General features: G+C 43.2%; 12 protein-coding genes. 8 read left to right on the top strand and 4 right to left on the bottom strand.

The annotated features are described in order from the left end of the window. Positions 1-15 precede the first annotated feature (15 nt). Positions 16-1,557, top strand: a complete 1,542-nt coding sequence (locus BUA93_RS13770; RefSeq protein ID WP_139258104.1) for a hypothetical protein — start codon at positions 16-18, stop codon at positions 1,555-1,557. Positions 1,558-1,801: 244 nt separating this feature from the next. Here the strand turns inward: BUA93_RS13770 and rffA are convergent, their stop codons facing one another. Further along, positions 1,802-2,935, bottom strand: a complete 1,134-nt coding sequence (rffA, locus tag BUA93_RS13760; RefSeq protein ID WP_072980354.1) for a dTDP-4-amino-4,6-dideoxygalactose transaminase — start codon at positions 2,933-2,935, stop codon at positions 1,802-1,804. Between the two features lie 52 nt (positions 2,936-2,987). On the opposite strand from rffA, the gene BUA93_RS13755 reads away from it, so the two are divergent. The 5 genes from BUA93_RS13755 (at position 2,988) to BUA93_RS13735 (ending at position 8,576) form a co-directional block, all read left to right on the top strand. After that, the gene (locus tag BUA93_RS13755; protein ID WP_072980352.1) at positions 2,988-4,187 is read left to right on the top strand and encodes an ATP-grasp domain-containing protein; all 1,200 of its coding nucleotides are present in this window, start codon (positions 2,988-2,990) and stop codon (positions 4,185-4,187) included. Between the two features lie 163 nt (positions 4,188-4,350). After that, positions 4,351-5,478, top strand: coding sequence for a Gfo/Idh/MocA family protein (locus tag BUA93_RS13750; RefSeq protein WP_139258103.1), 1,128 nt, complete (start codon positions 4,351-4,353; stop codon positions 5,476-5,478). After that, a complete protein-coding gene (locus BUA93_RS13745; protein ID WP_072980349.1) occupies positions 5,478-6,398 on the top strand; it encodes a glycosyltransferase family 2 protein in 921 nt (306 codons plus the stop codon). The genes BUA93_RS13750 and BUA93_RS13745 overlap by 1 nt, the downstream gene beginning before the upstream one ends. A gap of 110 nt (positions 6,399-6,508) precedes the next feature. Further along, positions 6,509-7,558 (top strand): FkbM family methyltransferase, encoded by a 1,050-nt coding sequence (locus BUA93_RS13740; protein WP_083597472.1) that lies wholly within the window; start codon positions 6,509-6,511, stop codon positions 7,556-7,558. 37 nt (positions 7,559-7,595) lie between these two features. Beyond that, a complete protein-coding gene (locus tag BUA93_RS13735) occupies positions 7,596-8,576 on the top strand; it encodes a hypothetical protein (RefSeq protein ID WP_072980347.1) in 981 nt (326 codons plus the stop codon). A 30-nt stretch (positions 8,577-8,606) separates the two neighbouring features. Here BUA93_RS13735 and BUA93_RS13730 read toward each other — a convergent pair whose 3' ends face one another. Further along, a complete protein-coding gene (locus BUA93_RS13730) occupies positions 8,607-10,526 on the bottom strand; it encodes an HAD hydrolase-like protein (protein ID WP_254793994.1) in 1,920 nt (639 codons plus the stop codon). 129 nt (positions 10,527-10,655) lie between these two features. Here BUA93_RS13730 and BUA93_RS13725 point away from each other — a divergent pair, with 129 nt between their 5' ends. Continuing rightward, a complete protein-coding gene (locus tag BUA93_RS13725) occupies positions 10,656-11,381 on the top strand; it encodes an IspD/TarI family cytidylyltransferase (protein WP_072980345.1) in 726 nt (241 codons plus the stop codon). A gap of 1 nt (position 11,382) precedes the next feature. Continuing rightward, complete coding sequence (locus BUA93_RS13720) at positions 11,383-12,456, top strand: NAD-dependent epimerase/dehydratase family protein (protein ID WP_371359330.1); 1,074 nt, start codon at positions 11,383-11,385, stop codon at positions 12,454-12,456. Here the strand turns inward: BUA93_RS13720 and BUA93_RS13715 are convergent. Next, positions 12,441-13,256, bottom strand: coding sequence for a LicD family protein (locus BUA93_RS13715; RefSeq protein ID WP_072980342.1), 816 nt, complete (start codon positions 13,254-13,256; stop codon positions 12,441-12,443). The genes BUA93_RS13720 and BUA93_RS13715 overlap by 16 nt on opposite strands. A 2-nt stretch (positions 13,257-13,258) precedes the next feature. After that, complete coding sequence (locus BUA93_RS13710; protein ID WP_072980340.1) at positions 13,259-14,329, bottom strand: glycosyltransferase; 1,071 nt, start codon at positions 14,327-14,329, stop codon at positions 13,259-13,261. Between the last annotated feature and the right edge of the window lie 17 nt (positions 14,330-14,346).

Below are 14,346 nucleotides of genomic sequence, written 5' to 3'. Positions count from 1 at the left end.
GGAGTTCAACCTATAATGGAAAACAAAATCATTCCCTTAAACATCATTTTCACATACCCCGTACATTGGAAAACCTTCCAAATATTTAGAGACTACATACAAAATTTTTACGATTCCGTTCCTTGCGACCAATGGTACGAACGATTCCATTATGGATTTCACGACAACACCCTTTCTATGCGCATAGAAGACCAAACTTTCAATTACGATTGGTTATTGCATATTGGAGCTTCAACAAAAACCAATTCGGACCAAAAGCATGCCGGATATTTCGGCGAAGGATTCAAAATAGCTTCGCTTTGCGCACTCCGCGACAAGCATTGGGAAATAAGAATGTCCTCCGGCAACTGGAGCCTCAGAGTCATCCACACAGACCACGTAATTGACGGCAAAAACGTCCAAATGCTCGCATACGATTTAACAGAATCCGAAATTAACATTCCCAAAAGCGAACTAATCCTACAAGGACTTTCAAACGAAGATTTCAACATATTCAAAATTGCTTTGAAAAGTTTTTACTACCCAGAAAACGAACTTCTCGGCGAAAAAATTTGGGAAAATTGGGACGTAGCTGTTTACACACGCAGCAAAGCACAATACGATTACGAACTGCCGTACAACTATAATTTCGGCAGAAAAGGAATCGTTTTTTGCGGATATCAAATACGCGGATCGAACCCTTTTGATCTTGTTGTTTGCTTACATGATTTTGAACAAAACGACCGTGAACGAGATTCTCTCTTGGAAATGGAAGTTGTAACGGTTTTCAAGAGAATGAGCGCGATATTGCCAGCAGAAGCATCCTTTAAAATCGTAGAGAAAACGAGACGAGTCTGGATATCCAACAGCACAGACCGTTTCGATTTTGAAAGTTGGACTCCCGTTCTCCGGAGACTGCTATCCAACATATTGTATTCTTCTGAATATTGCAAGAAATTCAAAGACAAATATCCAAATCTTTTGTATCTCTATCCAAACCTAAGCAAAATACAAATGAATTGGAGGCAAGAAGCCCAAAGTTGGTACAAAAACGTTCGCGACAAATACGTTCTTGTCGGAGAGCCATTTTCTTTATTGGGTTATTCATCACTTGAAGACGAATGCCGCCGCAACGGAGGACTCGTCAAAGACGACAATTTACATTCAGAACTTGAGAAAAACTGTTTTTTAATTCTTGAAGACGTTTGCAGAAATCTATTCAGCGACTTTTTCATTGCAGATCCATGGCCATCCCACAAAATCATAACAAATCCTAAAGCCGCCTATCACGGAATGGCAACGCTCTACAAAAATAAACGAAAACTGTTCAACAAGATGCACCTGTGCATCAGGAATAAAATTGATTGCGTATATCTGAAACGTTCCATTATCGAGGCGGACAAATTCTATGACGGTTTGTCCACTTATGTCCACGAAATGTGTCACATGTTCGGTGGTGATTCATCCGAAAATTTCAGTATCGGTCTCACGCACGCAATGGAAATTCTTTTGGAAAATACTGCAATTGTAGAATCAGCCCATCAAAAGTGGCGCCAACAATTCTGCGACAAGGCTTAATGATGAGAAGAAAACGGAAATACAAGCGTAAACAAGATCCATTCAGAACCTATGAAGAAGCTCATTCCTACGGTCGCGCTATAGGCTATTTGTCATATATGTACGAAATGGCGGTAAAAATGCGTGATTCCAAGGAATTTGACCTAACTTTAATCGCAGAATACACGGAACTCCCCATAAAAACCATATTGGTGTTGTAATAGTATTTTCACTATTTGCGATTGCAACAACCAAAATTCAATAATTACACGCCGAAGAATTCGTTCACTTTTTCGCAGACAAAGTCTATTTCTTCGGTTTTCAGGCCAAAGAACATCGGCAGACGCAGCAAGCGGTTGCTTTCGTTGGTGGTATACTTGTCTTCGCCGTTAAAGCGACCGAAGCGCAAGCCCGCAGGCGAGCTATGCAGCGGCACATAGTGGAACACCGCCAGAATGCCGTTGTACACCAGGTGCTTAAGGAGCGCCGTACGCGTCTGCAAGTCCTCGACCTTCAGGTAGAACATGTGCGCGTTGTGCTTGCAATGTTCCGGAATGAACGGCAACTCGATCAAGCCCTTGTCGGCTAGCGGCTGCAAGCGTTCGCGGTAAGCGTTCCAGCTAGCCATGCGGTTATCGTTAATCTCGTCGGCACATTCCAGTTCCGCATAAAGATAAGCGGCATTGAGTTCGCTCGGCAAGTAGCTGGAGCCGAGCTCCACCCAAGTGTACTTGTCGACTTCGCCGCGATGGAACTGGCAGCGATTCGTGCCCTTCTCACGGATAATCTCTGCGCGGTCGCAATACTTCTTGTCGTTGATGAGGAGCGCACCGCCCTCGCCCATGCTGTAATTCTTGGTTTCGTGGTAGCTGTAGCAGCCAAAGTCGCCGAGCGTTCCGAGCGCCTTGCCCTTGTAAGTCGCCATCATGCCCTGAGCGGCATCTTCGACCACGAACAAATTGTGTCGTTTTGCAATCTCGTTGATTTTGTCCATTTCACAAGCCACGCCCGCGTAATGCACCGGCACAATCGCCTGCGTCTTTTCGGTGATAGCAGCCTCTATCAGATTTTCGTCCAGGTTCATGGTGTCGGGGCGAATGTCCACGAATACGCACTTGGCCCCCTGCGACACGAACGCATCGGCCGTACTCACGAACGTGAACGACGGCATAATCACCTCGTCGCCGGGCTGAATGTCGCAAAGGCGGGCAGACATTTCAAGCGCATGGGTGCAGCTGGTAGTCATCAGCGCTTTCACAGCGCCGGTATGCTTTTCAAGCCAATCGTGGCACATCAAGTTGTAAGTGCCATCGCCACAAATACGGCCACTTTCGACAGCCTGTTTCACATAATCGAGTTCGAGCCCCACGAACGGCGGCTTGTTGAATGGAATCTTCATAACGCAGAAAATATATATTTTTCAGGCATAAAAAAGATATATTGTTTGTACTATGAGCTTAAATAAGAAAATGTTGCTTCTCGGCGGCGGACACGCCGAAATTCCTCTAATCCAAGCCGCACACGAACTCGGCTGGTACGTGATTACCACGGGCAATGCCCGCGAAGGTTTGGGACACCCCTACGCCGACAAGAACGTTTTTGCAGACTTTAGCGACAAAGACGCCATGCTGGAACTCGCCAAGAGCGAGGGCGTTCAAGCGGTTTGTTCCGGTTGCAACGATTTCGCTCTGCTTTCGACCGTGTACGTTTGCGAAAAATTGGGACTCCCCGGCCACGACAGCTACGCGACAAGCCTTGAAATTCACCACAAGGACAAATACCGCGCACTCGCTACGCGACTCGGCATCCCGACACCGCGAGCCCTTGTTGTTCGAAGCGTAGCCGATTTTGAAGCCGCTATCGCGCAACTCACATTCCCAATTATTGCAAAGCCAGTTGATTTGACGGGTGGCAAGGGCATTCACCGCGCCGCAACCGCCGACGAAGCCCGGGTCGCTTACAAAGACGCCTGCAGTCGCACACGCCAGGACCACATCGTGGTCGAAGAATTCGTGCAAGGTTCAAACCACGGATTTTCCGCCATGCTAGTGAAGGGCAAGGTCGCATTCGCTTTCTCTGACAACGAGCAGTACTATATCAACAAGTACATGGTCTCGGGTGCAAATTCGCCGAGTACATCCAGCGACAAGACGCTCGCCATGCTCCGCGAATACAGCGAACGCATCGCGCAAGAATTGCACCTAGTCGACGGCATTCTACACATCCAGTACATCGAACGGGCCGACGGCATTCCCATTATCATCGAAATCTGTCGCCGCCCACCCGGAGATTTGTACATCAAGTTCGTGAAGTACGCTACCGGCATCGACTACCCGAAATTTATTGTGCAGGCCGAAACCGGCGAGGACATTTCCAGCATTACTGACGTGCCTACGCAAGGATTCTGGCTCCGGCACTGCATAATGGCCGGACCTGACATCGCAAACGGCAGCATTGTCTGCGACGTCAAGTTCGCTCACGAAATTCAAAGCAACATCGTCGAAAAATTCCTGTGGTACAAGCCAGGCGAAATTATTACAGATAAACTCACCTACAAGGCCGGAATTGTATTCTTCAAGTTCGATACCCTCACCGAGATGCAAGATAAGACTGCAAGAATGCCAGATTTAGCCCGCATTATCGCTGAATAATTCCCAATGTCTTCCCGACTCGCCAATATCCACTTGCAGATTTGCTGCTTAGTGGATATGGTCCTCGGAACGGGGAAGCCGGGATCTCCTTTTTCTGAAAAAAAGAAATTTTTCTTAACATTGTTCGTGCGCATTGATAAAAAAATATCCTATATTCAAAAACATGAAGAAGGAACCTTATCAGATTGCATTTATTGGCGGTGGCATCAACTCAGCCATCGGCGAAGTCCATAAGGCCGCAAGCCAGATGGACGGCCATTTTGAACTTGTAGCGGGCGCATTCAGCACCCACGCCGAAACAAACCGCAAAACCGCCGAAACTTGGGGAGTTACCGCCGAACGCACCTATGCCGACTACCACAAACTTTTGAAAGCCGAAAAAGGCAAACTGGACGCCGTCGTAGTGCTCGCGCCGACCGATTACCACAAAGACATCGTGATTGACGCTCTACGCGCCGGGTTCCCCGTGGTGTGTGAAAAGTCGCTCGCCACCAGCTTTGAAGAAGGCGAAGAAATCGCCAAAGTAGTCGCTGAGACTAAAGGATTCTTCTGCACTACGTACAACTACACCGGCTACCCGATGATTCGCGAACTCAAGCAGTTCATCGCCGACGGCAAGCTCGGTAAAATCCAGCAGGTGCAAGTCGAAATGCCGCAAGAAGGCTTTATGCGACTTGGGGCACACAACGAACCTCCCAAGCCGCAAAGCTGGCGCCTTAAGGATACCGTGATTCCGAAAATTTCGCTGGACCTTGGCAGCCACCTGCACAACATGATTTACTTTTTGACCGGCGAACGCCCGGAACGCATCGTAGCCGACCAGGCTACATTCGGTCTTTTTCCACAAATCGTAGACAACGTAGGCGCCCTCGTGCAATACACCAACAATGTCCGCGCCCAAATCTGGTTCAGCAAGACTGCGCTCGGTAACCGCAACGGGCTCCGCATTCGCGTTTTCGGTAGCGAAGGCAGCGCCGAATGGTTCCAGCTGGAACCCGAAACTTTAAAGACCTGCGACCTGCGCGGCAACGTGAGCCTGCGCGACCGCACCGGCGATGTGAAGATTGCGAACCAGCAGCGTTACAACCGCTTTAAGGCGGGACACCCCGCAGGCTTTATCGAAGCATTTGCCAACTACTACAAAGACATCGCCGACTGCCTCGGTCAATACTTTGCAAATGGCAACTTTACCAGCCAATACGTATGCGGCATCAAGACCTCGCTAGAAGGTCTCGCCATGATGCAGGCCGCAGCGCGTTCCGCACAAAGTAACAAGTGGGAAGATTTATAATGAAACTTTCGTTTGTAATCCCCTGTTACCGCAGCGAAAACACCATCGAAACCGTGGTGCAAGAAATCCGCGAAACCGTAGCGACCCGCCCCGGCACGGATTACGAAATTGTACTGGTGAACGACTGCAGCCCCGACGGCGTATGGCAAGTCATCAAGAAACTCGCCGCCGCCGACAACCACATCAAGGGAATTTGCCTCGCCAAAAACTTCGGCCAGCACAGCGCCCTAATGGCTGGCTATGGCCAGGCCACCGGCGACTACATCATCAGCCTCGATGACGACGGACAGACCCCCGCCAGCGAAAGCTTTAAACTTGTAGACAAACTAGAAGAAGGCTACGACGTCGTTTACGGCTATTATAAGCATTCAAGGCAACACTTGTTCCGCCGCTTTGGCACCTGGGTCAACAAGAAAATGGCCGAAGCGATTATTGGACAACCCAAGACGCTCCGCACGACGAGCTTCTTTATCATGCGCAAGTTCATTGTCGATGAAATCGTGCGCTACCCGAACCCGTTCGCCTATATTAGCGGGCTCGTTTTCCGCGCCACCAAGAACTTGGGCAATGTAGAAGTGCAGCACCGTCGCCGCCTCGAAGGCGAATCGGGTTACACCATTGCAGGCCTTATCGGGCTCTGGATTAACGGTTTTACCGCATTCTCCGTCAAACCGCTCCGCGCCGCGACCTTTATCGGAGTCATCTGCGCCCTCGTAGGTTTTCTTGCAGGCCTCTACGTTGTTTACCAGAAATTCCTCAATCCCGAAATTCCCGTAGGCTACACCAGCATGCTCGCCACTCTGCTGTTCGTGGGCGGCATGATTATGCTCCTGCTCGGGCTCATCGGCGAATACGTGGGCCGCATCTATATCAGCATCAACCAGTCTCCGCAATACGTGGTGCGAGAACGAACGTTCTAACTTCAACAAGACACAATGTCAAAGAGCGGCTAGAGGTTAAAGAAAATTGCAGTATTCCAGTATTTGACGCAGATGGATTTGAATTTTTACTTGATTGGAGAGTTTAGAACATGGCAGATAAAGCAGACATCGTGCGTATGTTTATCACAAAGACGGATATTCCCAAGTATATTTTGGGCAGAAACAAATATTCTTCCGAAGTGCGAAAATATGTAAAAATTACCGGATTTGTTGACGAAAAAACAACTGAGCGCACTTATGAAGGGCTGCCAATCCTACATTCATTGTTTGAAATCCCATCCAACGCGATTGTTTTAAGTTGCGTTGTTGAGGGGACCGCTTGGGCCGTGGAGGAGAAATTATCCGCTTGGGGAGGTTTGCACATTGATTACTTTTCATTTATAAAATACAGCGGATTTCCATTGAGTATAGAATATTGGCTCGGATTCAAGGAATCTTATTCTTTAAACGAATCTAAGTACGATGAAATAAGGTCATTGTTAAAAGACGAATTGTCCAAACAGACATTCGACCGTCAAATCAAATTCAAACTCGATTACGACATTTCTCAAATGTCAGATTTCAGAATGAATTTGAATGAGCAGTATTTTGAACCATTTTTAGATTTGGACCCGTCTGGTGAGTCATTTTGTGACGTGGGAGGATATGATGGCGCTACAACACAAAATTTCATCAAACATTGTCCTCGATACGATAAAATTTATTACTGGGAGCCAGACCCTGACTTTATGGAGAAATCCAAGGCGACGCTGTCAGATATTCCTAATGTTGTGTACATAACAAAAGGCGCATCAGATAAAAACGAAACCCTGCGTTTCAAAATTGATGGGAATGCAAGCCGAATTGCTGAAGATGGCAAAGTTTCAATAGAAGTTGGAAAAATTGATGATGTGATTAAGGACAAAGTTTCATTTATAAAAATGGATATAGAAGGTAATGAAATTGCGGCTATCAGTGGAGCGAGACAAACTATTCTTCAAAACCATCCTAAAATGGCGATTTGTGCATACCATAAAGGAGACGATTTCGTCACTATTCCCCAAGCAATTTTTCATATTAGAGAAGATTATGACATATACATGAGACATTATACTCAGGGGATATGCGAAACCGTAATGTTTTTTGTGCCAAAAAAGTAAATCTCATCAGCTGCCCCAAAAAAACGCAATTTAATATATGAAAAAAATAGAACGCATCATAATTGCAAACACTTGCTTTTACTGCGGCGGAATGATAGTTCTTTCCGAGTTATGCAAATGTCTAGTTCGACAAGGATATAATGCAAAGTTATTTTTGTTTTATGGAATTCCTAAAAGCGAGCAAGATCTTAAATTGTTCAGGCACACCAGAATCGGGTTGTTCGTAAACTATATTAAACTTCTTTTTGTCCGATTACTTGTTCATCTGTTTCCAAATGCCGGTTTTCAAAAAAAGTTTTTTCCCGATTATTTTACGGCAAGACATCTTAATGGTTGCAAAATTCAAATCAATCCATTTTTTTCTAAGAAAAACACAATTGTTCTTTATCCCGAATTGTTTTACGGCAACCCCCTTAAAGCAACCCATGTCGTAAGATGGTTTTTATTTCATTATCCACACGCAAACAAACCTAATGCATTTAACAAAAACGATCTATTCATTTGTTTTAGGGAAATTTTCAATAGCGACCAGCTGAATCCATCGAAAAAAAAAGTTCAACTCAACTATTTTGATCATGAACTATACAGACAATATAACTTTGAGCCGCGCCACGGATCGTGCTACATCATCCGAAAAGGGAAAAACCGAATAGATTTGCCAGCATCTTTTGATGGACCTATTATCGACGATATGACAGAAGAAGACAAAGTAAACACGTTCAACAAATGTGAATTCTGTTATTCTTACGATACTCAAACTTTTTATTCAAGTATTGCGGCCCTATGTGGGTGTAAATCCATTGTTGTTTTAGAACCTGGCAAAACAAAAAAAGATTACATAGGACCGGATGATTCTGATTCCTACGGAGTTGCCTATGGGACTTCCTTAGATGAATTACACAGAGCGGAAGCAACTCGAAACTTATTAATCGACAGCTTAGATTTTTCAAAAAAAAACAAAGAAAACACATCTCTTTTCATCAAATATATAAAAGAGCACTTTTGTAACAAGACATAATTCTTTTTTAAGAAAAATATCCCCTAGATTCTACGCTCTATTTTCCCACCACAACCGCAATCGGTTGGCAAAAGCAGTCATTGACGAATATTTATAAAGTCTGCTAAAAAGGGGCGCAAAAGGACCAAACGACTTTATTGACGCAGCCTCTGCCCATATCATAGAAGCGGGAACACCCCACACCATCAATGCCAAAACATCTTTTATTCCAAAGCGTTCAACAATCTTCATGGCATGATTATAATTTTCACAAGAAATTTTCTCAAAAAAACGCACATGCTTTTTTTTTGGTGATGTTAGTATATTCCGTATTTGTCGCAATCCGCAACATAAAAAAACATCATTCGTAAATATGGAATCTGAACAATATCGCGGAATATATGTAACCAAGGAAGAAATTATCAATGAGTGCTTTTTTTCGATATTTTCTTTACCTGCAGAGTTCGTTTCTTTAATCGGAATAATTACGCCATTTCGTTCTTCATAGCCCAATGTAGTTCCTTCCGAATTAATAGAAGCATATGATTCTAGGATAGTTTTTAACGCCGGATGATAATAAATCGCATCAATTTGTTCATTGAAAACATATAGTTTTTCCCTCCCATAAATCAATCCCCCTCCATATCCCCAGTAAAAAGCATCAACAGCATTTAATTTTTCGTTCTTCAAAATATAATCGATGACAGCTTTACAACTGCCAATCCATCCCAAATCAACCAAAGCAGATTTTTGTTCATCAATTTTTTCCTGTTTCAAATATCGCAACAGCAGCGCTCTCTTTTTTTGGGACTCTGATTTCAACAGTGAAGAATCGTTTTCTTTTATTGTATTTATGAAAGAAACTATTTTCTTTCTTGAATTCAACCTTACATCTGTTCCGAACAATTTTTTTGTTGAGACAGAAAGGTCGTCCCATTTGATTCCGATATACTCAAGACATTGTTTTATTGGTTGATCATGAGCATTGTTTATCACAACCGACAATTCAAAATCATTTACTTCATAAAATACACACGAATACAGAGCCCTTCTACTAACTTTCAAATATCGGCATTCAATTCCTTCAGATTCGGCTTTCATTGCCTTGGCAATTTCTAGGAATATATGGCCATCTCTTGCCAAAAAATACAGGGTCTTTATTCCTTTTTCCTTAGCAGTTCTTAGCACGTATGCAACATAGGGGACATAGACACTTGCAATAAAATCTACAGCCATCGTTGCCGCAAAACTTCGTTCATTCTGCAAGCGAGTCAACCTACACAACCCCGCCCACAACTCAATTTCGTGTTTATGGGTGTAAAAGCGGGCGTCATCTATCCAGCGTTTTTCTTCATCCGTAAAATCAGTATCGTTAACAAGAATTGTCTTTATCCCTCTTGACTTGGGCACTCGATAATCAGAACGTTCGTTATCACCATAATGAATCCACTGCTTCGCCTTCGTTTGCGTTTCCCTCAAAACAAAATCAAACAGTTTGCCATCATATTTTGAAGCCTTACAATACGCAGAAACAAAAACTAAATCCGGCTCTTGGCAAAAACCATATTTTGTCAAAACTTTCCTAATAAATTCCGTCGGCAAATACATATCAGAAACAAAGGCTATCTTGAAACCTTTTTCTCTATATTGATTTACCGTTTTCAACATTTCTGGATTCGGAAACAGTTCCTGTTCCTCGATTTCCATTTCAAGATTCATCATAGAATCTTTTTCAAAGCCCCATTGGGCGACATTCAACTCTTGATAAATATCATCCAAAGTCGGATATGGACTGCCATACGAAGCCTTTTTCTCAGCAAGGCTTCGATTCCCAGTAAAAGACAGACGACCGCGAGAATAATCTTTTTCAAACAGCCGATCTGCCATCAAGTCCCAAATTTTGTATGGGCGGCCACACCGGCGAATCAAGCAGGTATCAAAAACATCGAAGGAAACATATTCTCGTTTCATAGCTATTGTTCCAGATAAGACTTACTTAAATCTAATAATTGAGTGTGATAATGAACCATTTTTGTGAGGTTTTCATAGCCTAATATGTATGAAAAAGGTATATTAAAAAGAGAAATAAAGGGTGATTCCATGAATACAGCTGTAATTTTCGCCGGAGGTGTTGGACAACGGATGCATAGCGTTGAACGTCCAAAGCAATTCCTTGAAATGTATAACAAACCAATAATTATACATACCCTTGAACATTTTGAAAAGCATCCACAAATAGACGCCATTGTCATTGCATGTGTGGAAGAATACATTCCCTATCTTAAGGAACTCCTATACAAATATCGAATTGAGAAAGTGAAGAAAGTTGTTCCTGGAGGGAAAACCGGTCAAATGTCCATTTATAATGGACTTTGTGCAGCGAAGGAAATTTCAACCGACGAGAACAGCATTGTTCTAATTCATGATGGCGTTCGTCCCCTTATTAACGCTGACGTTATCACGAGAAACATTGAATCAGTGCAAAAGAACGGTTCTGCAATAACAACATCCCCCGTGCAAGAAACCATCTTGGTGGTCACAGAGGAATCCTCGTCCATTGATTATGTTCCCAGCCGAAAAAATTCTCGTGTAGCGAAAGCCCCCCAAAGTTTTTGGCTCAAAGATATTCTTGCTGCGCAGGAAAAAGCTATCGCAGGTGGTCAAGACAATTTTATCGACAGTTGCACTTTGATGCAAGCATCCGGCTATAAACTTTTCTTAATTGATGGTCCCAAAGAGAATATAAAAATCACTACACCTGAAGATTTTTACATGATGAGAGCTATTCTTGAAGCAAAAGAAAATGCTCAAATATACGGATTTTAAAATGCTTGAAGATTCACTTGATAAGTATGTTCAACAAGATGTCGAAAGAATCGCCCAGAATAGCTCTATCCCTTGGGGCTGTTTTGAAGGAAAATCCATTCTAGTGACAGGAGCGACCGGCTTAATTGGCTCGCTTCTAATCAAAGCTCTAGCTTGTCGGAATAGGCTGTTTGATTCAAAAATTACTATCAAAGCATTAGTTAGAAACGAAATTAAAGCGAAACAAATTTTCCATGACATCTTAGGTAGAGATTTTTTTGAAATCGTTGTTAATGATGTTTGCAATCCAATTACAGCATCTCGAGTTGACTACATAATTCACGGAGCGTGTTCAACATCATCTGTAGATTTTGTCAGCAAACCCGTGGAGACGATTTGGACTTCTATACAGGGAACACGAAACATCCTTGAGTTTGCCAAAGACAACAATGTCTTAGGAATCGCATATTTATCGTCGCTGGAATATTATGGGAAGCCAACAAAACAGGATGTAAATGAAACTGATTTAGGATACCTAAACCCAACATCTGTTCGCAGTTCATATTCTGAAAGCAAAAGAATGGCTGAATGCATGTGCGTTTCCTATGCTTCCGAATACAAAGTCCCCGTTAAAACCATTCGCCTTGCGCAAACTTTTGGTCCTGGCGTGTCAGCTTCGGATAACAGGGTTTTTGCGCAATTTGCACGCAGCGTCATCAACAACGGAAACATCATCCTCCACACAAAGGGTGAAACAATACGAAACTATTGTTACACTGCGGACGCTGTATCCGGAATCTTGACTGTTCTTGCAAAGGGAACTTCTGGAGAAGCTTATAATATCGCCAATCCAGGCACAACAATCAGCATTGCGGGAATGGCAAAATTTGTTTGTGAAAATTTTGGTAAAGGCCAAAGCCAATTAGAATTCGACCTTAGCAAAGACGAATCCGCATTCGGATACAATCCAACTATGAAAATATCTCTAGCTGCCGACAAAATCAGCAGTCTTGGTTGGGTTGCAAAAACAGATTTGCACGAAATGTTCGAAAGAACTATTGCAAGCTTAAGGTTGAAACTTCAATCGTCTAAGTAACTTTTATTCAAATCCATAAATTCAATATGATGCGGAGTTCGCTGATTTTCTGGAGGCAATTTCATATAGTCTCCAAAGACCCATCGTAAATATTCGTCCGCCCGTTTCATGCCATAAAACTGATAATTTTCAAAATCATATAGCGTAAATTCATCGAAGAGATACGCTGGTACAATTCCCTTATTGTTCCCATCTAAATCGGCCATCATCAATGTTTTTTTGGAGGCCAGTTTCTCATAATGAGCATGAATGCGTTTCAAAGATGTTTCGGTTGATAAAAATTTGCCCAGCAATATATATATCCACTCTACTAAAAAGAACCATCCTTTACACAAATGATAATCCTTCCTTGTCAAGACGTCTCGCCAAAAACGGAATTTTCTCACGTTATAAAAAACTTCCCATTTAGTATTACCAACAAATGCTAATGGGAAAACATCTATAAATATCCCTTTGGGCTTGCTCTTTGTTCGATTATTTTCTTTTAATGTAGTTGTTGTATCAAAGACTTTCACAAATGTTTGAAAATAATCTTCCGTCTCCCCAGGGACTCCAAAAGCAAGTCCTTCGTACTCATGCGAAGTTACAACATCAATAAATTTTTTATAATCTTCATAAGGCATTCCTATGTCGATGTCGTCATCCCACGGAATAAACCCTTGGTGTCGGACAGCACCGATCATCGTTCCGCCAATCATTGTATAGCGGATGTTGTTTTCTACGCATATTAAATGAATTTTCTGCATTAAATCCATTAAACGTGCTTGTAATTTTTTTAAAGTAACTTCATCTAAAACCATCTTTATCCTTTATACAACATTTGAAGTTGCGGATAAGTTTCGTTTATGTCAAATTGAGTTTTTTTGCACGTTATGTAATTACGCTTTCCAACTTGCAACAACAATACTTTTGCCCATTCTTGCGCGGAACAAATCAAACTTATCCTAGTGATGCTACTCGAAATATCAATCTCTTTTGAGAGATGTTTGCTTATCTCGCAAGGCAGTCCGTTATATTGCGCTTCTACAAGAGTTATAGGCAATCCTTCCCACAGCGAAGGAAAACAAAAAGCGTCCATTGCGCTATAAAACGGGGCGACATCTTTTTGTAAGCCCGCGAAGATTACGGCTGATGCTAAACCCAAGGTTTCAACTTTTTGTTTAATATTTTCCTGCATAGGGCCGTTACCCAACAGTAACAACTTTGTATTTTCCTTTTGTTTATGGAGTGCCGCAAAGACGTTTATCAAAAAATCATGATTTTTTTGCGGGTAAAAGCGGCCAACGTGTCCTACTACAAAATCATCGTCCCTGATTCCATACCGTTCCCGGATTTCACGTCGAGTCGATTCACTAAACTTAAACCGTTCAGGGTCGATTGCATTGGGGAGAATCGTCACTTTGCCCTTCTTGAGTGCGCTGCACCCCCAGCCATTGATGGCAGCAGCTTCTCCGCAAGCCAACCAATGGGTAGCGAAGAGTTTGCAGGGAATGCGCATTAGCGAGCAAAGGATGTTACTGCCGTATGCTTGGTGGTGATGCGCAATTCGCTTCTTGATTCCGGCAAGCATAGCCAAGAAGCACACATAGCTATTCATGAACCAATCCAAGTGACTATGGACTACATCATAGCGGCCCTTTCTAAAGATTCGGAACATCGTCCACAGATGCTTTAGCGGATGATGCACTTTGTCGGGAATCTGGATGCAGTTGATTCCGGCCTCGTTAAAGCGTTCCAAAATCTGCGGATTCGGTTCGTACTGGTAAAGCAAATCAAAGTGAATATCGCGCATGCGGGAACAATAGTTCAGAACCACCTGTTCCGAACCGCCGCCCACAATCCCGTGCAGTACCTGACAAACGCGAACATTCATAACAGAAATAAATATAT

The organism is Fibrobacter sp. UWH4 (genome assembly GCF_900142475.1).
In the GTDB taxonomy this organism is placed as follows: Bacteria; Fibrobacterota; Fibrobacteria; order Fibrobacterales; family Fibrobacteraceae; genus Fibrobacter.
This window is presented reverse-complemented; position numbering and strand designations above follow the sequence as displayed.